Annotated in this window: 22 protein-coding genes; 7 read left to right on the top strand and 15 right to left on the bottom strand. The window is 65.0% G+C overall.

Annotation, left to right across the window (positions count from 1 at the left end; translation table 11 throughout):
• Nucleotides 1–149: 149 nt before the first annotated feature.
• The gene (locus tag AC1VNY_RS01550) at nucleotides 150–392 is read right to left on the bottom strand and encodes a hypothetical protein (RefSeq protein WP_482403842.1); all 243 of its coding nucleotides are present in this window, start codon (nucleotides 390–392) and stop codon (nucleotides 150–152) included.
• Here AC1VNY_RS01550 and AC1VNY_RS01545 point away from each other — a divergent pair.
• Nucleotides 391–1,797, top strand: a complete 1,407-nt coding sequence (locus AC1VNY_RS01545) for a TAXI family TRAP transporter solute-binding subunit (protein ID WP_482403841.1) — start codon at nucleotides 391–393, stop codon at nucleotides 1,795–1,797. The two genes, AC1VNY_RS01550 and AC1VNY_RS01545, sit on opposite strands and share 2 nt — an antisense overlap.
• Nucleotides 1,798–1,967: 170 nt before the next feature.
• On the opposite strand, the gene AC1VNY_RS01540 is transcribed toward AC1VNY_RS01545, so the two are convergent.
• From AC1VNY_RS01540 to AC1VNY_RS01530, 3 genes are all read right to left on the bottom strand, one after another.
• Complete coding sequence (locus tag AC1VNY_RS01540; protein WP_411780888.1) at nucleotides 1,968–2,729, bottom strand: Crp/Fnr family transcriptional regulator; 762 nt, start codon at nucleotides 2,727–2,729, stop codon at nucleotides 1,968–1,970.
• A gap of 188 nt (nucleotides 2,730–2,917) precedes the next feature.
• The gene (locus AC1VNY_RS01535; RefSeq protein WP_482403840.1) at nucleotides 2,918–3,280 is read right to left on the bottom strand and encodes a PRC-barrel domain-containing protein; all 363 of its coding nucleotides are present in this window, start codon (nucleotides 3,278–3,280) and stop codon (nucleotides 2,918–2,920) included.
• Nucleotides 3,281–3,371: 91 nt separating this feature from the next.
• Nucleotides 3,372–3,578 carry a hypothetical protein gene (locus AC1VNY_RS01530; RefSeq protein ID WP_028339101.1) on the bottom strand — a complete coding sequence of 69 codons (207 nt, stop codon included), beginning with the start codon at nucleotides 3,576–3,578 and terminating at the stop codon, nucleotides 3,372–3,374.
• A gap of 324 nt (nucleotides 3,579–3,902) precedes the next feature.
• On the opposite strand from AC1VNY_RS01530, the gene AC1VNY_RS01525 reads away from it, so the two are divergent.
• Genes AC1VNY_RS01525 through AC1VNY_RS01515 form a run of 3 tightly spaced genes read left to right on the top strand, consistent with a single transcriptional unit; the run spans nucleotide 3,903 to nucleotide 4,603 of the window.
• Nucleotides 3,903–4,094, top strand: a complete 192-nt coding sequence (locus tag AC1VNY_RS01525; RefSeq protein ID WP_038384855.1) for a hypothetical protein — start codon at nucleotides 3,903–3,905, stop codon at nucleotides 4,092–4,094.
• 25 nt (nucleotides 4,095–4,119) lie between these two features.
• Nucleotides 4,120–4,335 carry a hypothetical protein gene (locus tag AC1VNY_RS01520; RefSeq protein ID WP_028339102.1) on the top strand — a complete coding sequence of 72 codons (216 nt, stop codon included), beginning with the start codon at nucleotides 4,120–4,122 and terminating at the stop codon, nucleotides 4,333–4,335.
• A 49-nt stretch (nucleotides 4,336–4,384) separates the two neighbouring features.
• A complete protein-coding gene (locus tag AC1VNY_RS01515) occupies nucleotides 4,385–4,603 on the top strand; it encodes a hypothetical protein (RefSeq protein ID WP_482403839.1) in 219 nt (72 codons plus the stop codon).
• 198 nt (nucleotides 4,604–4,801) lie between these two features.
• Here AC1VNY_RS01515 and AC1VNY_RS01510 read toward each other — a convergent pair whose 3' ends face one another.
• Nucleotides 4,802–5,677: a DUF6537 domain-containing protein gene (locus AC1VNY_RS01510; RefSeq protein WP_482403838.1), complete on the bottom strand. Its 876-nt coding sequence runs from the start codon at nucleotides 5,675–5,677 to the stop codon at nucleotides 4,802–4,804.
• A 29-nt stretch (nucleotides 5,678–5,706) separates the two neighbouring features.
• Nucleotides 5,707–6,375, bottom strand: coding sequence for a Crp/Fnr family transcriptional regulator (locus AC1VNY_RS01505; RefSeq protein WP_482403837.1), 669 nt, complete (start codon nucleotides 6,373–6,375; stop codon nucleotides 5,707–5,709).
• A gap of 320 nt (nucleotides 6,376–6,695) precedes the next feature.
• On the opposite strand from AC1VNY_RS01505, the gene AC1VNY_RS01500 reads away from it, so the two are divergent.
• Nucleotides 6,696–7,808: a cyclic nucleotide-gated ion channel gene (locus tag AC1VNY_RS01500; RefSeq protein ID WP_482403836.1), complete on the top strand. Its 1,113-nt coding sequence runs from the start codon at nucleotides 6,696–6,698 to the stop codon at nucleotides 7,806–7,808.
• 11 nt (nucleotides 7,809–7,819) lie between these two features.
• On the top strand, nucleotides 7,820–8,605 hold the full coding sequence (locus AC1VNY_RS01495; protein WP_482403835.1) for an enoyl-CoA hydratase/isomerase family protein: 786 nt from the start codon (nucleotides 7,820–7,822) through the stop codon (nucleotides 8,603–8,605).
• A gap of 163 nt (nucleotides 8,606–8,768) precedes the next feature.
• Here the strand turns inward: AC1VNY_RS01495 and AC1VNY_RS01490 are convergent, their stop codons facing one another.
• Together AC1VNY_RS01490 and AC1VNY_RS01485 are read right to left on the bottom strand one after the other, a co-directional pair.
• Nucleotides 8,769–9,203, bottom strand: a complete 435-nt coding sequence (locus AC1VNY_RS01490; RefSeq protein WP_482403834.1) for a DUF6157 family protein — start codon at nucleotides 9,201–9,203, stop codon at nucleotides 8,769–8,771.
• A gap of 14 nt (nucleotides 9,204–9,217) precedes the next feature.
• A complete protein-coding gene (locus AC1VNY_RS01485) occupies nucleotides 9,218–9,865 on the bottom strand; it encodes a glutathione S-transferase family protein (protein ID WP_482403833.1) in 648 nt (215 codons plus the stop codon).
• An 83-nt stretch (nucleotides 9,866–9,948) separates the two neighbouring features.
• Here AC1VNY_RS01485 and AC1VNY_RS01480 point away from each other — a divergent pair, with 83 nt between their 5' ends.
• Nucleotides 9,949–10,956, top strand: a complete 1,008-nt coding sequence (locus AC1VNY_RS01480) for a helix-turn-helix transcriptional regulator (RefSeq protein WP_482403832.1) — start codon at nucleotides 9,949–9,951, stop codon at nucleotides 10,954–10,956.
• 206 nt (nucleotides 10,957–11,162) lie between these two features.
• Here the strand turns inward: AC1VNY_RS01480 and AC1VNY_RS01475 are convergent, their stop codons facing one another.
• The 7 genes from AC1VNY_RS01475 to AC1VNY_RS01445 all read right to left on the bottom strand — a co-directional run bounded on the left by AC1VNY_RS01475 (nucleotide 11,163) and on the right by AC1VNY_RS01445 (nucleotide 19,065).
• On the bottom strand, nucleotides 11,163–11,573 hold the full coding sequence (locus AC1VNY_RS01475; RefSeq protein WP_028339111.1) for a hypothetical protein: 411 nt from the start codon (nucleotides 11,571–11,573) through the stop codon (nucleotides 11,163–11,165).
• A 75-nt stretch (nucleotides 11,574–11,648) separates the two neighbouring features.
• Nucleotides 11,649–12,359 (bottom strand): nitroreductase, encoded by a 711-nt coding sequence (locus tag AC1VNY_RS01470; protein ID WP_482403831.1) that lies wholly within the window; start codon nucleotides 12,357–12,359, stop codon nucleotides 11,649–11,651.
• 2 nt (nucleotides 12,360–12,361) lie between these two features.
• On the bottom strand, nucleotides 12,362–13,606 hold the full coding sequence (locus tag AC1VNY_RS01465; RefSeq protein WP_482403830.1) for an acyl-CoA dehydrogenase: 1,245 nt from the start codon (nucleotides 13,604–13,606) through the stop codon (nucleotides 12,362–12,364).
• 133 nt (nucleotides 13,607–13,739) lie between these two features.
• Nucleotides 13,740–14,990 (bottom strand): acyl-CoA dehydrogenase, encoded by a 1,251-nt coding sequence (locus AC1VNY_RS01460; RefSeq protein WP_482403829.1) that lies wholly within the window; start codon nucleotides 14,988–14,990, stop codon nucleotides 13,740–13,742.
• Between the two features lie 119 nt (nucleotides 14,991–15,109).
• Nucleotides 15,110–16,237: an acyl-CoA dehydrogenase family protein gene (locus AC1VNY_RS01455; protein WP_482403828.1), complete on the bottom strand. Its 1,128-nt coding sequence runs from the start codon at nucleotides 16,235–16,237 to the stop codon at nucleotides 15,110–15,112.
• 111 nt (nucleotides 16,238–16,348) lie between these two features.
• Complete coding sequence (locus AC1VNY_RS01450; protein ID WP_482403827.1) at nucleotides 16,349–18,217, bottom strand: AMP-binding protein; 1,869 nt, start codon at nucleotides 18,215–18,217, stop codon at nucleotides 16,349–16,351.
• A 41-nt stretch (nucleotides 18,218–18,258) separates the two neighbouring features.
• A complete protein-coding gene (locus AC1VNY_RS01445; RefSeq protein WP_482403826.1) occupies nucleotides 18,259–19,065 on the bottom strand; it encodes an enoyl-CoA hydratase/isomerase family protein in 807 nt (268 codons plus the stop codon).
• Between the last annotated feature and the right edge of the window lie 150 nt (nucleotides 19,066–19,215).

The raw sequence follows: 19,215 nt of genomic DNA, 5'->3' as shown, positions 1-19,215 counted from the left end.
GGAGGGAAACAACAAGCTGACGCCCTTTTACTTCGATGAATGTGATTGCAAGAAAATCCGGGTCAGGCCGTCAGCACAATTCCGCAAACCGAAGCGTGTCTCATTTATGACATCTCCGGCGCCGGAATGCACCTGCGCCTCGTCGAAAATCACATCTCGGTCCGGCCGTCGATAGTGGCAATGGTCATGTGGCATCGCGGCGCAGGCCGGCCGGGATTAAGGTTACGGCCGGCGGCCGGTTTGCATTCCCCCCGGGGAGGTATATCGTCGGCAACATAGGAAATTTTCTTTCTTTTATAGTCATTTACGGATTCACCGGGCAGCGCCGCGCCGATCGGGTTGTTGCGGCAACGGGCCGTCCCGGACGGGTGATGAGCCAGGTGATCAGCCATGAGTGCCGAAGCCCCCTCGCCTGCGCCGACGCCGCCGCGCCCTCCGGTCGCCAAACCGGTCGTCAAGACCAACCGCGCACAGATCATCGTCTTCACCCTGCTGACGCTGCTCCTGAGCGCGGTCACCGTGATCGGCGGCCGCCTCTGGTTGCGCAATTCCGAAACGCTGGTGTTCGCGGTCGGCGATGCCAACGGCCCGGAGGCGAAATTCGCCGCCAAGCTCGCTATCGTGCTGAAGAACAATTCGTCGCGGCTGCGGCTGAAGATCGCGCCGAACCCCGACATCGCCAAGGCGCTGGCGCAATTCGATCGCCGCGACGCCTCGCTTGCCATCCTGCGCACCGACGCAAGGGTGCCGCCGCGTGCCCGCGCCATCGCGATCCTCGAGCATGACGTGGTGCTGGTGCTCAGCCCCGGCGGCAAGAAGATCAAATCGCTGAGCGAGCTCAAGAAGAAGCGGATCGCGGTCGTCGGCGACGGCGAGAGCAACGTCAATTTCGTCCGCAGCGCGCTCGAGATTGCCGACAGCCCCGAAGCGGCGCAGCGGGTACAGCAGGCGCCGCCGAACACACCTTTCGACAAGCTGTTCGCCTCCGGCTTTGCCGCCGTGATCGCGATCGAGCATGCCTCGAAGATCGTGAAGGACAAGACCTACGAGCAATATGCCAAGCGCGCCGGCGGCTTCACGCTGAATGCGATCGACGCGGCCAAGGCGCTGGCGCGCAAATACCCGGCGATTTCGGAGGAGACGGTCTCGACCGGCATGCTGTCGTCCTCGCCGGCGATCCCCGATGACGAGGTCGACACCATCGGGCTGGAATGGCTGCTGGTCGCGCAATCCTCGATGTCCACGACGACAGCCGCCGAGCTCGCGCGCATCATCTATGAGAACAAGTCGGAACTCGCGCTCGACGACGGCTTCGCCTCCAAGATCGAGCCGGCGGCGACCGACAAGGACGCCTTCATCGTCGCCCATCAGGGCGCCGCCGAATACATCAACGACGATACCAAGTCGTTCATGGATCGCTACAGCGACGTGATGTATCTCGCTGCCGCCGCGCTCAGCATCATCGGCTCGATCTTCGCCGCGATCTACACCAAGATCACCCGCGTCGCACCGGAGAAGGCCAGCGAGCTGGCGGGCAGGATCCTCGACATCGGCGAGCGCGTCGAGCACGCCACCTGCGCCGAGCATCTCGACGAATTGCAGGACGAGCTCGAGGCGATCCTGCGCGGCGCGGTGACCGGCCTGCGCGACGGCACCGTTTCCGGCGACGGAATGGACACGTTCAAGCTCGGCTACGAATTGGTCCGCGACGAGATCGCGCTGCGCCGCGATCACCTCAAGCGCCACCCGGCGACGCCGGACGAGAACCTCGTGGTGGTGAAGGCGGCGAATGGGTGAAACCAAGCCGTTGGCTACGTACACCTGTCGTCCCTGCGAAAGCAGGGACCCATACGCTGCGGCTTGTGTTGTTGAAGGGACTCGTCGTTCCGACGACGCGGGTCAATCAGCATCGGTGGTTATGGGTCCCTGCTTTCGCAGGGACGACAGGGAATATGTTGCGCGGGCTACTACCCGGCCGCCGCGTCCGTCGGCGTCGCGGCGGCATCGAGCTGCCGTCCCTCGTGATCCATGTGCAGGTAGTTCGGGTTGAACAGGCCGGCTTGCATCAGCCGCTCGAGATTGGGGACGACCAGGGTCTTTCCTTTCAGTACGATCAGGCCGCCGGCGCGCAATTCCTGCAGCGTTCGGTTGACGTGAACCTTGGAGAGCCCGGTGGCATCGGCGAGATCGCCCTGGGTCAGCGGGAAATCGCAGCTGTCGCCCTGGGTCAGGCCAGCGGCACGCAGCCGGAGCCAGATCTCGCACAGCAGATGGGCCATCCGCTCCAGCGCCGTTCGCTGGCCGAGGCTCATGGTCCATTCGCGCTGGATCGCCGCGTTGACCAGGGTTTCCCACCAGAACGCGGTCACGATGCGCGGATGTCCGGCGGCGACCTTGTCGAAGAATTCGCGGGAGAGGTCGGCGATCGACACTGAGGTGACGGTACCGATCGAATGATCCATCTCGCGCAGGATGAAGACGTTCACATCGCAAATGTCGCCGGGCAGGAAGAAAGCCACGATCTGACGCCGGCCGTCCTCGAGTTGCTTGTAGCGATAGGCCCAGCCGGACAGGATCAGATGGACGTCCTTCGGCTTCTCGCCTTCGCGGACGATGTCGACCCGCGGACCGAAATGCCGGACGCGCTCGGTGGACGCGCGATTGAGAAGAACGTGGTCTACCGGCGAAAGCCGTGCAAACTGCTCCAATTTCCGGATTAGCGACGGCAACGACATTGGTCTCCCGCATGTTCAATCGGGCAACTGCAGGACCGACTTCAATTACGTATGTTACATTGCACAGCATTGGGCGTATGTTCACTAGTGAACATACGCCCCAAGGATACGACGGTAATGTCGGCAACTGCCATACGGGTCAGCTCCGGTGGGGCGCCAGTGAAGTGCGGGCCCGGCGCCGCTCAGACGAACGGCACGCCGTAATATTCGTTCACCGCGCGCGTGGCGCCGATATCCGACCAATTCCAATCCCGCTCGCTGACGTATTTCGGCGCGCCGCGCAGCTGGCTCTCGGTGACGCCGGTGACATAACCGCCCAGCCTCGTGTCGTATTTGAGCGACTGCCAGGGCAGCGGATAATGGTCGTTGCCGAGACCGAGAATGCCGCCGAAGCCGAGCACGGCGTAAGACACCCGCCCGCTCTTCTTGTCGATCATCACCCGTTCGATCGAGCCGATCTTGCGCTCGTCGGAGCCATAGACCGCGGTGCCCTCGACCTTGTCGCTGCCGATCAGGTTTCCGACCTCCTTCTCGTCCATCGCCATGTCAGTTCTCCGTTGATCCCTCGACGCCAACAGTCGACCCGGGTCATCGTTCCTGCCGCATTACCGCGATTGCTGCAAAGCGGAACGTCGTTCAGCCTGTTGGAGGATCGCCGCGGTCGTCTGATGTCATGCCAGATCCCGGCGTCTTGTCGGCATCGTTCAATTTCGGATCACGCGTCGCTTCGCGCGCATTGGACTTTCGCGGGTCGGTCTTGTGCGCGGTTTGCGCGCGCTGCTTGTCGGCCGGCTGTTCCTGCCCCTTGTTGTCCTTCACGATACCCTGATTGGAATGTGCCATTGATGGTGTCCTTCTTGGCTTATGTCCTTCTTGTTTCCTTGGCTGCCTTGCTTGAAGACATGCGGGCCCCGGCGATCAAATTCGCCGAGGCCCGTCACCGGAGTGGTCCACCGCCTTTCGGGGAGCAAAGCAGCGAACGCACGGGTGTTACGCAGAGCGCCGAAGATCGTTCCTGCGGTCTTGCGCGATCCTTGGTCCCGATCCTTGGTCGCGATTTTTGGTCGCGACTTTGGGCGCGTGTTTTTTCAATTCGCCCGATGTCATGGGTTAACGACGGCATCCGGGGAACAAGCCTAGTATTGCTGGTTCCAGCTCGGAGACGGCATGATCAAGAAGAAGCGCAACAGGTCGCGGCCTCCCGGATCGTTCGAAAACCGCTTGCAGAAATTCGCCGAAGATTCGCGCATTGCGGCACGCAAGCTGCCGCCGGGACGGGAACGCGAAACGCTGATGAAGAAGGCCAGACAGACCGAGACTGTGATGGAAGTCAGCGAGTGGCTGACGTTCCGCAAGTAGCCGCGAGTCGCAAAGGAGAGCTGCGATGATCGAGGAACGGTTTGACTCACGCACGCTGTTCGCCATGAACGCTGCGCTCGATCGCGTTTGCGCAGACGCACCTCACGGCGAGGAACATGACACCCGCCGCCGCGTTGCCAGATACATCATCAAATGCGCCAAGAACGGCAGGACGACGCTCTCCGAGCTGACCGAAGCCGGACAGCAGGCGCTGGCCAAGGCCACCGCCGCGGCGGGATAACCGGCGCAATTGCCCTGTTGCCCTCGGCCCTCAGCAGAGGCAGCTACGCATGCGCATTGCAATCAGCATCGGCCTGCTGGCCTTTCTGGCCGCCGTCGGCGCCTACGCCTATGAAGGCCTGACCGTGGACGCTCCGGTACCGACCTACGGCATCGTGGTGTTCACGATCGGCATTGCGCTTCTGGCTGCGGTTTGCATCGGCCTGATGGGCCTGTTGTTCTATTCCAGCCGCCGCGGCTACGACGAGCCGCCGCATGTGAAGCGGTAGAGAGCGGGAATGCAACGCACTCGAGCCCGTCACCGTCATCCTGAGGAGCGCGGAACGCGCGTCTCGAAGGATCGACGGCCCGCCTGTGGCCGTGCATCCTTCGAGGCTCGCCCAGCGGCGCAATTGCGCCGCAAGGCTCACACCTCCAGCGACAAAGGCTTCGCCTTTGCGCGGGGATGACGGGTCAAGCACTCTCGTTCAATGCGACTCAACCGCCGGCGCCCGCGCGCGAATCTCCGCGACCTTGCGCTTCAGCGCTGCCTGCCGCGGATCGGGCAGGATGGCGGCGCGCGCTTCCGCAATGGCGTCGGCAAGATCGGGAAGCACGAGCACGCCGTCGAAGGTCGGCTTGGCGAGCCCGTCGATGATCACGTGCCAGTCCGCGATGCCCTGGCGGTAGGGATCGCCGTAACCCTGGATCATGGTCGCGGTCTGCACGACCGCCGGGGCGGCGCTCGGCTGCTTGGTCAGGCTGCGATCGATCATGTGCAGCCAACGCTCGACCCAGACGCGTTCCCTGGCATAGCGTCCCGAGAACAGCCGCCAGCGCTTCAGGCCCGCCTCGATCCTGAGCCGGCGAACGCTGAAGCGGTTGTTGGCGCTGAAGCGAATCGAGACCCGGCGACGCCGCCAGCCGAATTGATCCAGCACGCCGAGCACCGGATCGGCGACCACCGCCGGCAAGGCGTCGATCAACTCGTCAAGGCGAAACTTCTTGACGTCGTCGGCCGAGCGCGCCGCAAGGCCGCCCACCGCATTGACTTCGCCAAGCTTGAGCTGCGCGATGCGGATCGCGTCCTCATAGGCCATGCGCCCCGCCATCAGGCGGGCGATCTCGGCAAGCAGGGCGTCATCGACGCCGCGGCGGCCGGCGAAGCGCTTGAGCCGGTCGATATAGAGCTGGGCGTAGCTCGTGCTCTGATAGGCGATCAACAGATCGATGGCCTTGGTGACGGCCGGCCCGAGATGGTCCGGGCAGGCGTCGGGCAGCACCGGCGGCCCCTCGTCCTCATCGCCGATGATGTCGGCAAAGAGGTAACGGAGCGAAGCCAGGAGACCGTCGTCATCCGGCACTGCGGCGCCTCCAGAACTCGTCACGGGGCTCATGCAGGTTTTGGCTCCGCAACCTGTGGGGTCGTGTGCTGCGCGAGCTGCTGCTCGAGCGTCGAGATATTCTGGAACAGGCGGGCGCTGGCGAGGCGCAGGAAGTAAAAGCCGAACGCCGGGTTCTGGACGTAGAGCTGCTCGACCTGGTCATAGGTCACCGACAGCACCATGCCGGTCTCGACGCACTCCAGCGTCTGGGTTCGCGTGTTCGACGGCGACAGCATGCCGAACTCGCCGACGAGGGCGCCGACCGGCAGCTCGATGCCGGATTCGACCAGGCGGAAGCGGCCGCTGACAATGTAGAACATGCTGTCGGCCTTCTCGTCCTTGTAGAACAGGACTTCGCCCGCGGTGCATTTGCGTTCCGTCGTGAACGGCTTGAGCCATTCCATCGACAGATCGCTGCTGACCGATTTCTTCACGTTGCGGACCAGTTGCAGCATCTGGTGCAGCCGATAGGTGTTCACCGGCAGCAGCACGGCATGCAGAATCAGCGTCGCATAATTGTGCGTCGGGACGGCGGTCGCGATCAGGATGATGTTGGTCAGGATGGCGAAGACGCGCAACGGGATCATGGTGCGCATTGACAGCGTGGCGACCACGAAGATCGAAGCGAAGAGACTGCCGGCAGCGCCGGCGTGCTGCGCGAGATGTGAGGTATCCATCGGAAACCAGCCAATGCTCAAGAAGTGAATAAGATCGTCTTATTAGTCGCTTCATTCCGGCCCGGGTCGCATCAGCGACCAGCATCCCTGATATACGGGGAAAAAGCGACGATTTGTTCGATTTCTCACATTCGCGGGCGCAAAAACGGGCCAACATGGTTAGGCCTTTCGTCCAACAGATGCGGTCGTCTTCCCCAGCGATCATGCCGCCACGGCCTGCGCGTTGACGGCCTCAACCGGGAGAGGCACGTTGTGCCATCGGCTCCGCGGTTCGCAGGGCCTCAATTCCAGAAGTTCACCGACAGGCAAGCTCCGTTCCGATGTCCAAGCGGCTCGTCCTTCCGGCTTTGACGCGCTTCGTTTCCGCCACCGCCGGCCGCAACATGACCACGGCAGCCTATGTCGCGGTCGCGGCCGGCGTCGCCACGATGACGCTGCTGACGGTCGCGCCGACCCATGACGCGGCGCCGGGCTGGGTCGATGCGCTGCTGTGGGCCTGCCTTGCCTATTTCGTGTTCGAATGGCTGGTGCGGCTGCGCCACATGGGTCGGCAGGGCAAATTCTGGTTCTACGCGCTGTCGAGCGCCGGCATCGTCGATGCGATCGGCGCGCTGGCCGTGCCGGTGGCCTTGCTGTCCGGCGTCGAGCCGAAAACCGCCTGGCTGCTCGGCGTGCTCTGGGTGCTCAAGGTGGTGCCGGGCATTCCCGGCCTGCGCCAGCTCCGGCGCGTGCTGGTGGTGGAGTCGGGGCCGCTGCTCAGCGTGCTCGTGATCTTCCTGATGGTGGTGTTCCTGGCCTCCGTCGCGGAATATTTCCTGGAGCGGGACGTCCAGCCGCAGACCTTCGGCAGCGTGCCGGCGGCGCTGTGGTGGGCGGTGGTGACGCTGACCACGACCGGCTATGGCGACGTGGTGCCGATCACCCCGCTCGGCCGCGTGGTCGCCGCCATGGTGATGATCTCGGGCCTCGGCGTGTTCGGGCTGTGGACCGGTATCCTGGCGACCGGCTTTGCCGCCGAAACCCGCCGCGACAATTTTTTGAGAACCTGGGAGACCGTCAGCAAGGTGCCGTTCTTCGCGCATCTCGGCCCGGCCGCGATCGCCGACGTCACCCAGGTGCTGCGGACCATGGACCTGCCGCCGCGCACCATGATCATCCGCAAGGACACCAATGGCGACTGCATGTATTTCGTCGCCGCCGGCGAGGTCGAGGTCGACCTGCCCGGACGCAAGGTGAAGCTCGGCGAAGGCGAGTTCTTCGGCGAGATGGCACTGCTCGGCAACGCAAAGCGCGGCGCCAGCGTCGCAACCAGCAAGGTGACCAAGCTGTTGGTGCTTGACCTGGTCGATTTCCGCCTGTTGATGGCAAGGCATCCCGATCTCGCCGAGACCATCGATGCCGAGGCGAAGCGGCGCGAACGTGAGAATCAATGATGGAGACCAAGATGGCTGACGCGGCCGACACCGCCAGCGGACCCTTGCTCGAAATCGCGGGCGCGCGTGCAACGATCCGCCTCAACCGGCCGAAGCATCTCAACCGCCTGCAGGCCGAGGACCTCGGCGAGCTACTGAAACTGTTCGACCGGATCGAGGCCGATCCTGCGATCCGCGTGCTGGTGCTGACCGGAACCGGCCGCGCGTTTTCCGCCGGCTACGACCTCAACTCGGTGGCCGAGCGCGCGGTGAGCGCGAGCGAGCAGCAGAGCGCGGGCTCGGCGTTCGAGGTCGTGGTCAACCGCCTCGAGGATTTGAGCGTGCCGACGATCTGCCGGCTCAATGGCGGCGTCTATGGCGGCTCGACCGACCTCGCGCTCGCCTGCGACTTCCGCATCGGCGTCGATAGCGCCGAGATGTTCATGCCTGCGGCGCGGCTCGGGCTGCACTATTACAAGAGCGGCATCCAGCGCTACGTCACGCGGCTCGGCGTCGACAACGCCAAGATGCTGTTCCTGACCGCGCAAAGGATCACGGCGCCGGAGATGCTGCGGATCGGCTACCTCACCGCGATGGTGCCGCTCGACCTGCTCGACGAGGAGGTCGACAAGCTCGCGACGATCCTGGCGGGCAATGCCCCCAAGGCGATGGCCGGCATGAAGCGCGCAATCAACGAATTCGCTCGTGGCGAGCTGGATGCGGCCGCCGCCGACCAGCGCCACCGCGACAGCATGCGCGGCGACGAGATCAAGGAAGGCATCAAGGCCTTCGCCGAGAAGCGGGCGCCGAGGTTTTGACCTATCAGTCCCGTCACCCTGAGGAGCGCGGAACGCGCGTCTCGAAGGGCCGACGGCCCGGCTGGTGGCCGTGCATCCTTCGAGGCTCGCTCCGCTCGCACCTCAGGATGACGGATTTAGCAATGCGCCAGCCGTGGCGCCACCCTCACTAGACTAAGTCACCTCACGCCCGCTTGCTTCGCATCGCGCGCGTCTGCGCGATCTCCGGGTCGCGGGCGAGCGCCTGGTAGCGCTTGCTGTCGACGGCGTAGAGCGCGATGCGGCCCTCGGCGTCGGCATGGACACCCCAGCCGAAGCGCTTGCCGAGCGGCGAGGCGCGCATGCAGGCCTGGCCGCGCGAGAAGAACGTCTCGCGGACGAGGCTGCGCGCCTTCTTCGCGGCTTTCGCATCGAGCGCGCGGCCGGCCGCCGACGTCGCGAACACGACGTCGTCGGAGGTGTACTTGTATGGCGCGCCCGCGATCATCTGGTATTGCAGCACGGCAACCGTCGGCTGGCCGCCGCGCGGCTGCGGCTCCTCGCCGCGCTGCGCCGGACAATCCTCGGCAACGCGGATCAGGGTGTTGAAGCAGTTGGTGCTGTGCAGGACTTTCGCCATCGGCCCGATCCGTATCACACTCCGGCGGCCGCCGCATGCTGCGCCGTCATCTCGTCGTCGGCCTTCGATATCCGCTGGAAAGCCGGGCGCGCGGCGATGCGTTCGGCATAGCGGACGAACACGTCCCTTTTCGGCACGATGCCGAACATCATGGTCCAAGAGAGCGCGATGCCCCAGAGGATGTCCGCCGCCGTGAACTGTTCGCCGAGCAGATAGGGCCCCTTAGCCAGCTGCGCCTCCAGCGCGCCCAGCATGGTGTCGTAATCGGCATAGGGCGACTGCGTGATCGGCGCCGGCTCGCGCTTCATGAAATGGTCGATCACGGCCGGCTCGAACGAGGAACCGTAATAGGCGATCCAGCGCAGATACGGGCCGCGACGCGGGTCGGTCAGCGCCGGCGTCAGGCCGGCCTGCGGAAACAGATCGGGGAGATAGATGAAGATCGCGACCTGTTCGGTCACCAGCGCGTCGCCAAGGCGGATCGCCGGCACCTTGCCGAGCGGATTGATAGCGAGATAGGCGTCCTTGCGCTGCTCGCCCGCCTTCATGTTGAGAACGTGCAGATCATAGGGCGCGCCGAGCTCCTCCAGCAGCACGCGGGTGCCGGTGGCGCGGCTCTGCGGCGAATAATACAGCGTGATGCGGTCGGTGGTGGTGGTCATGGGCGGGTCTCCTTGCGCCGTCGGGGGCATGGCCTCCTTATGTCCGCCTATACCTGACATCTTGTGTCAGGTATGATCTGGCCATGCGCGCGAGCCGGCTGTTTTCCATCCTCACCACCCTGCAGGCACGGGGGCAGGTCACCGCGCCTGAGCTGGCGGAAGCCTGCGAGGTCTCGGTGCGCACGATCTATCGCGACATCGACGCGCTCGCCGCCGCCGGCGTTCCCGTCTATGCCGACCGCGGCGCCGAGGGCGGCTATCGTCTGCTCGACGGCTATCGCGTGCGGCTCAACGGCCTGTCGCAGGGCGAGGCCGAGGCGCTGTTCATCGCCGGACTTCCGGGGCCCGCCGCCGCGCTCGGCCTCGATGCCGCGATGGCGGCGGCGCAGACCAAGCTGATGGCGGCGCTGCCGGAGAACCTGCGGCCCAGCGCGAGAGGGATGCAGCAGCGCTTCCATCTCGATGCGCCCGGCTGGTTCGGCGAGACCGAGGAGCCGAAGCATCTGCGCGCCATCGCCGGCGCCGTGCTGCGCGAGACCATGCTCGAGATCCGCTACCAGAGCTGGAAGGCCGAGAAGCGGCGGCGCGTGGCGCCGCTCGGCCTCGTGCTGAAGGGCGGCAGCTGGTACCTCGCCGGCCTTGTCGACGGCAATGTGCGCACCTATCGCGTCGCACGCGTGCTGGACTGCGCGACGCTGGAGACGCCGTTCGCGCGACCCGCGGAGTTCGACCTCGCCGCCTATTGGGGCGCCTCGATCGAGCGGCTGGAGGCCGAGCTGCATCCGAACGGGGCCACGGTGCGGCTGTCGCCGCTCGGGCTGAAACTGTTCGACGCGCTGGCGCACCCTTACGTCAAGGCGCGGATGCGGCTCACCGATGGCACCGACGCCGACGGCTGGCGGCTCGCCACCATGCCGGTCGGCAAGACGGTGTGGCACGCGGCGACCGAATTGCTGCGGCTCGGCGCCGAGGCCGAGGTGGTCGCGCCGCAAGAGTTGCGCGAGAAGATGGCCGAGCTGACCGGCGCGATGGCCGCCCGCTATGCCGAGGCGCCGCCGCGCCGCGCAGTGGCGGGCGCTAAAGCGCGATGAGATTGGGTTGAATGGAGTCGCAGGAGCAGTGCGCTCCCTCGCCCCGTTCTTACGGGGAGAGGGTTGGGGTGAGGGGCTGTCTCCGCGCATACGGTGATAGCTGCGCTTGCTGAGGCTCCCCCTCACCCGGAACGCATCTAACGATGCGTTCCGACCTCTCGCCGCGCGCGGGGCGAGGTGGAGCAGAGTCTGCGGTTCGCTGCTTGCTAGTAGCGGCTGTCGGAGCTGATGACGAAGCGGTCGAAAAAATTCACCGGCAGGATTTCGAACCGATCCAGCGTCAGCGTAATCCCGGTCACGAAGTCGACGCCCTTGATCGTGCCCTCGAGATCGATCCGGCGGCCGCGACGCAGGCCGCGCGTTTCCGGATGTTGCTCGATGTCGAGATAGGCATAGATCGGATTGTCGAGCCGCGAATGGCGATGCCAGCCGCGCTGCAGAAAGCTGAATTGCAGCACCGAGCCCGCGCCCCAGTCGATCGCGTCGAAGAAGCGGGTCTTCCAGGCGACCTGCTGGCCCAGATAATGCGCGGCGATGAACGCGTCGCGCTCGAGCGCAGGCAGACGGTGCAGCTGCCAGCTGATCTCAGCCGGCGTCAGGGAGGCGTTATTCGCCATTTTTGTTCTTGTCGTTTCTTTGTAGCTTTTCTTGTCCTCGGCGGGGGGTGAACCGACCTTCCCGCCTTGAGGAAATTATACATCGACGAATGTGACAGTGTCTTCCACGGTTGCACGCGACGTGCGGTAGCTGTTCACCTTTTGCGCGTGATCGGCATAGCCGAACGAGATACCGCAGACAACCCGGCGATCGTCGGCCAGGTTGAAATGACGGCGGATCAGCCCGGAATGGCGCGCGATCGCCGCCTGCGGGATGGTGCCGAGCCCGAGCGCCTGCGCCGCCAGCATGAAATTCGAGACATAGCCGCCGCAGTCGATCGCACCATAGATGCCGAGCGGCTCGTTGGTGTGGATCACGGCAATGTGCGGCGCACCGAAGAAATTGTAGTTCTCCAACGCCTGTTTTGCGTAGGCCGCCTTGTCGCCGCGCGCGATGCCGAGCGTGTTGTAGAGCTGGAAGCCGCTTTCGCGGCGGCGCTCCAGGTAGACCCCGACATATTCGCGCGGTGGCGTGAAGTCGTAATCCTCGGCGATGCCGCGCGAGGCCTCCGCATAGATCGCCTTGCGAAACCGCTCCTTGGCCTCGCCGGAGACGATGAGCACCTGCCAGGGCTGGCTGTTGCACCAGGACGCGGTGCGCTGCGCGGTCGACAGAATGTGCTCGATGACATCGCGCGGCACTTCGCGCGGCTGGAACGCGCGCACCGAGTAGCGCTCGTTGAGCAATTCCTCGAGCGCGCCGATGCGGTCCTCGGTCGCGTAACGCGGCTTGGTGGTGGCATCCATGCTCAGCGCCCCTTGGTCGGGATCTTGTTGTAGGGCACGTCCTTGTCGACGCGGATGTCGCCGGGCAGGCCCAGCACGCGCTCGGCGATGATGTTGCGCAGGATCTCGTCAGTGCCGCCGGCGATGCGCATCGAGGGCGACGACAGCAGCATCTGCTGGAACTGGCCGTTGGCCTGCTCCTCATCGGTGCCGGTGAGGCTGCCCGCCGCGCCCTCGAGGTCCATCGCATAGGTCGCGATATCCTGCAGCATCAGGCCGGAGACGAGCTTGCCGATGGAGTTTTCCGGCCCCGGTCGCTCGCCCTTCGACAGCGCCGAGATGGCGCGGTAGCTGGTGTATTTCAGCCCGCTCGCCTTCACCGCCCAGCTCGCAAGCTTGGAGCGCACCGCCGGATCGTCGATCGCAAGACCATCCTCCAGCATCAAGCTGGAGCAGAACTCGAACATCTCGGGCACGCCGGTGGCGAGCCGCGCGCCGATCGACATGCGCTCGTTCATCAGCGTGGTCAGCGACACGCTCCAGCCCTCGCCGACCGCCCCCAGCCGCTGGCTGTCCGGGATCACCACGTCGGTGAAATAGACCTCGTTGAACTCCTGCATGCCGTTGGCTTGCTTGATCGGCCTGACCTCGACGCCGGGGCTCTTCATGTCGAGGAAGAACATGGTGAGGCCCTTGTGCTTCGGCACATTCGGATCGGTGCGCGCGATCAACAGGCCGTAGTCGGAGTAATGCGCGCCTGAGGTCCAGATCTTCTGGCCGTTGACGACCCAGTTGTCGCCCTTCTTCTCGGCGCGGGTGCGAAGCCCCGCGACGTCGGAGCCGGCCGACGGCTCCGAGAACAGCTGGCACCAGATCTCCTCGCCGGAGGCGAGTTTCGGCAGATATCGGCGCTTGGCCTCTTCGCTGCCCCAGGCCATCACGGTCGGGCCGCACATGCCCTCGCCGATCTGGAACGGCTGGGTCAGCTTGCCGTAGACGCCTTCTTCCTGCTGCCAGATCACGCGCTCGATCGGGGTGGCGCCGCGGCCGCCATATTCCTTCGGCCAGTGCAGGCAGGCCCAGCCGCCCTCCGCCTTCTTCTTCTGCCAGGCCTTGCCGACCTCGACCATGTCGTGCCTGGCGAGCCTGATACGGCCGAGCGACGACTTCGAGAGCTCCTCTTCGAACTCCTTCGGCGCGTTGGCCGCGATCCACTTACGGGCGATGGCGCGGAACTCGGCTTCCTGCGGCGTGTCATCGAAATTCATGGCGAACCTCTTTTACGATCCTAGTGTCACTGTTTCCCCTCATGGTGAGGAGGCGCTTGCGCCGTCTCGAACCATGCGGCCCGACTGGGGCCTCATCCTTCGAGACGCCGCTGCGCGGCCCCTCAGGATGAGGTCATGAAGCTCTTCCCTTGGTCGGGATCTTGTTGAAGGGAACGTCCTTGTCGACCCTGATGTCGCCGGGCAGGCCCAGCACGCGCTCGGCGATGATGTTGCGCATGATCTCGTCGGTGCCGCCCTCGACGCGGGTGCCCGGCGCGCGCAGCAGCATCGCCTGGAATTTGCCGGCGATCTCGGCATCTTCGATCCCGTTCAGCGCGCCGGCCGCGCCCTGCAGATCGAGCGCATAGGTCGCGACGTCCTGGATCATCGAGCCGGCGACCAGCTTGCCGATCGAATTCTCCGGTCCCGGACGCTCGCCCTTCGACAGCGCCGAGATCGCGCGCATGCTGGTGTATTTCAGCCCGCTCGCTTTCACCGCCCAGTTCGCGAGCTTGGAGCGCACCCCGCGATTCTCGATCGCGGGACCATCCTCCAGCATCAGGCTGCTGCAATAGTCGAACAGCTCGGGGAAGCCGGTGGCGACGCCGGCGCCGATCGACATCCGCTCGTTCATCAGCGTGGTCAGCGACACGTTCCAGCCGTCATTGACATTGCCGAGCCGCTGCGAGTCCGGAATCCGCACGTCGGTGAAATAGACCTCGTTGAAGTCGGAGGCGCCGCTCGCCTGCTTGATCGGCCGGACCTCGACGCCCGGGCTCTTCATGTCCAGGAAGAACATGGTGAGGCCCTTGTGCTTGGGCACGGTCGGATCGGTGCGGGTGAGCAAGATGCCGTAGTCGGAATAATGCGCGCCTGAGGTCCAGATCTTCTGGCCGTTGATCACCCACTCCTCGCCGTGCTTCTCGGCGCGGGTGCGCAGGCCGGCGACGTCGGAGCCGCCGGCCGGCTCGGAGAACAGCTGGCACCAGATTTTCTCGCCGGAGGCGAGCGGCGGCAGATAGTTGCGCTTCTGCTCCTCGCCGGCGAACGCCATCATGGTCGGGCCGCACATGCCGTGACCGATGATGAACATCGAGCTGAGGCGGCCGAACGGCCCCTCCTCCTGCTGCCAGATCACGCGCTCGATCGGCGAGGCGCCGCGGCCGCCATACTCCTTCGGCCAATGCAGGCAGGCCCAGCCGGCGTCGGCCTTTTTCTTCTGCCAGGCCTTTGCAACCTCGAGGATGTTGGCGCCCTTGAGCGCAACGCGGCCGAGCGAGGCCTTGCGCAGCTCGTCCTCATACTGCTTCGGCGCATTGGCCGCGATCCAGGCTTTCGCCTCGGCGCGGAATGCGGCCTCCTGCGGGGTGTCGTCGAAATTCATGGTCTGTCATCCTTCGCCGGCGTCGTAGGATGGGTAGAGCGAAGCGAAACCCATCTCTTGGACCACCCGCGTCATGATGGGTTTCGCTGCGCTCTACCCATCCTACAAATCACCAACGGTTACGCCGCGTTCTTCTTGCGCATGCGATCGATCAGCGCGTCTTCCCAATAGGACAGGCTGCCGAGGCCGAGTGCCACCGCATTGGCGCGGCGGTAGTACATGTGGCAGTCGAACTCCCAGGTGAAGCCCATGCCGCCATGGACCTGGATATTGTTCTTGGCGCAGTGCTGGAACGCTTGCGTTGCGCTGATGCGCGCGGCGGCTGCTGCTTCCGGCAATTCGCCGGCATTGGTCGAGAGCGCCCAGGCGCCGTAGTAGCAATTCGAGCGCGCCAGGGTTGCCGACACATACATATCGGCCAGCATGTGCTTGACCGCCTGGAACGAGCCGATCGGACGGCCGAACGCGATGCGGTCGAGCGCATAATCGCGGCCCATCTCCAGCGCGCGGTCGGCGCCGCCGACTTGTTCGAACGCCGTCAACACGGCCGCGCGATCGAGCACCTGGGTGATCACGCTCCAGCCCTCGCCGGTAGCGCCGAGCGGCTCGGCCTTCGCATCCTTGAAGGTGAATTCGGCCTGGCCGCGGGTCAGGTCGATGTTGGTGAGCGACTTGACCTCGACGCCGCCGGCCTTGAGATCGACGATGAACAGGGAAATATCGGACTCGCGTCCGCTCGAGCCGGTGCGCGCGGCGACAACGGCGAAATCGGCGATCGCGCCATCCGGCACCGGCTTCTTGACGCCGTTGAGCGCGCCGCCATTGGCCGTCACCTTGATCGCGTTCGGCGACGGGTTGCCCTTGCCCTCGAACAGCGCCAGCGTGCCGATGGCTTCGCCGGCGGCAATCTTCGGCAGCCACTTCTGCTTCTGCGCGTCACTGCCTGCGAGCAGAATCGCTTCGGCGGCGAGATAGACAGTGGAGGAGAACGGCACCGGCGCCAGCGCGCGGCCCATTTCCTCCGCGATCACGCAGAGCTCGAGATGGCCGGCGCCCGCACCGCCGAACTGTTCCGGGATCGCGACGCCGAGGAAGCCCATCTCGGCGAGGCCCTTCCACAACGCCTTGTCGTAAGGCGCCTTGCCGTCGAGCACCTCGCGTACGGCTTTCGGCGGGCACTGTTCGCTGAGGAATTTCCGCGCCTCGTCGCGCATCTGCTTCTGTTCGTCGGAGAAATCGAAATTCATGGCACTTACCCGCGTTGCTGTTGTTGTTCACAGGATGGGTGGAGCGAAGCGATACCCATCCTGTGCCTGGTTGGAGATGATTGGTTTCGCTGCGTTTGACCCATCCTACGGTCAGTTTAAGATGATCACGTCGTCGCCGGGCTTGCCGGCGTACAGTTTCTCGACCAGTGCGGCGCGGCGTTCGAGGCCGGCGCGCTGGTTGATGTAGCCCTTGTCGGTGAGTTCGTTGCCGTCGATCGACGGCGGCTCGACCATGAGCATCGCACGCGCGATGCGCATGCTGCTGCCGGTGGTGGAAGCGTTGTGCGCCTGCAAGCCCTTCTTCAGGCACGCGACCACCTCGGGATGCCGGATCACGTCCTCGTAGCTGGCATCGGCACTGCCGACGAGCTGGCGGCAGGCATGCAGGTTCGGCCAGCACAGCAGGCCGATGAACTCCCGATCCTGCCCCGCGACCAGCGCGTCGTGCACGACCGGCGTCGCGGCGGCGATTGCATCGGTGCGCAGCGAGCCGACATGGACGAAGGTGCCGGTGGTCAGCTTGAAATCCTCGACCACGCGGCCGGCAAAGATGATGCCCTGCAGCGGGTCTTCGGAGTTCACGAACACGCCGGCATCGCCGATGCAGTAGAAGCCTTCCTCGTCGAACATCTTTGCCGTCAGGTCCGGCTGGCCGAAATAGCCGGGCGTGACGTTGACGCCGCGCAGCCGCAGTTCGAATTTCGAGCCACACGGCACCATCTTCAGCTCGACGCCGGGGAACGGCAGGCCGATCAGGCCGACACGCTCGGTGTCCCAGTAAGTGCCGGTCGAGGTCGGCGCGGTCTCGGTCGAGCCCCAGCCGGTGTAGAACACGATGCGTTCGCCCGTGGTCTTCACCGCCAGTGCCTGCATGCGGTCATAGAGATCGTCGGGCAGCCGCGCGCCGCCATAGGCCATGATCGAGAGGTTCTTGAAGAAGCTCGCGCACAGCGCCTCGTCCTTCTCCATCGCGGCGGCGAGCGCGGCATAGCCGGCCGGCACGTTGGCGTAATAGGTCGGCGACACCTCGCGCAGATTCCTGATGGTCTCCTCGAGCTGGCCCGGCATCGGCCGGCCGTCGTCGATATAGAGCGTGCCGCCGTCGACCAGCACCGGATTGAACGCAGCGTTGCCGCCCATGGTGTGATTCCACGGCATCCAGTCGAGCACCGTCGGGATCGGTCCCTCCGTTTCACGCGGGCGCACCTGCATCATCATCGCCGCGTTGGCGCACATCATCTCCTGGGTGTTGATGACGGCCTTGGGCATGCCGGTCGAGCCCGAGGTGAACAGCAGCTTGCCGACGGTCCTGGGCGTGATCTTCGCGATGGACTCGCCGACCGCAGCCGTCACCGGCGTTGCCGCAAGGTCGGCGAAGGCCGCGCTCCTGATGCCCTCGCAGGGACGCAGGACGTGGACGACCGTGATGCCGGTGAGATCGATTGCCTTCAACGCCTTCTCGAAGGTCGGGCCGTCCTGCACCATTACGACGGCGGGCTTGATCAGGTTGAACAGATATTTGAGCTTGAGATGATCCTGACTCATCAGCGAATAGGCCGGCGACACCGGCGCGGCCGGCAGCCGCGCCTGCATCGCGGCCTGCGTCATCAGCGCGTGCTCGATCGAATTGCCTGACAGGATCGCGACGGGCCGGTCGTCGCCAACGCCGAGATCGAGCAGGCCTTGCGTCAGCGCATCGACGGTGCGCTTGGCTTCACCATAGGAGACCTTGCGCCACTGCCGGTCGGGACCGCCGCGTTGCGCGAGCCAGATCCGCTCCGGCGCCTGCGCCGCCCATTTGGCGAGATAGGCCGGAATATGCGTCTCGTAGGCCTGGAGCGGAATCCGCGACTTCAGGACGACGGCGCCGTCGGCGCGCCGCTCGACCGCGATGTCACGTGCGAGCCAATCCACCTTGCGAAAGGCAGGTTTCGTCAGCATCGCCGCGTCTCCATCCATTTTGCGTCTCCCGGAATTCTTGTCCTTTTGAGGATCTGTTCTCAGCGCCTGATATAGACAGGCTTTCGTTTCTCGAGAAAGGCCCTGATGCCTTCCTGGAAATCTTCCGAGCGGCTGCACAGCACCTGATTGCGATCTTCCATCGCGATCACGGCCTCGATCGAGCCGGCATCGACGCTCATGTTGATGCATTCCTTCGAGAGGCGGAGACCGACCGGCGAGGCCGTCATCATCGCCTCGACATAAGGATTGGCCGCAGCATCGAGATCGCGGGCCTCGACCACCTCGGACACCAGGCCGACCGCAAGCGCGCGGTCGGCATGGATGAAGCGCCCGGTGAGGATCAATTCGGAAGCAACCGACACGCCGACGAGGCGCGGCAGGAAATAGCTGGTGCCGATGTCGCAGCCGCCGAGACCGAGCTTGATGAAGGCGCAATTCATCCGCGCGTTCTTCGCCGCGATGCGGATGTCGGCCGCGAGCGCCAGCGCGAAGCCGCCGCCGGCGGCCGCGCCCTGCACCAGCGCGATGATCGGCTGCGGAGCGCGCCGCATCAGCATCACGATGTCGGCAATGCGGCGCTGCGAGTCCAGCGACTCCGTGACGCCGGGCGGCTCGGCCTGCCCGCCGCGGCGCGCCATCGCGTGCTTGAGGTCGAGCCCGGCGCAAAAATTCGCACCGGCGCCCTTCAGCACCACGACGCGGGTGTCGCGATTGCGCTGCAAGCCCTGGAAGTAGACGTTGAGCGCGTCGATCAATGAAGGATCGAGCGCGTTGAGGCTCTCGGGGCGATTGAGCGTGACCCAATCTGTTCCGTCGTGATGTTCGATCAGCAGCGGCTGAGACACGCGTTACTCCTGCATTTGCGGATGCGGTGCCTGTTATTGCGCCCTCTCCCCTTGCGGGAGAGGGCAAGCGCGGCGGTGCCACGTGCTCGCTTCGGAGAGGGGTGGCCGCGGAGAGAACCCCTCTCCCGGCAGCCTTCGCTGCCGCCCTCC

Source organism: Bradyrhizobium ferriligni (assembly GCF_056837965.1).
This window is presented reverse-complemented; position numbering and strand designations above follow the sequence as displayed.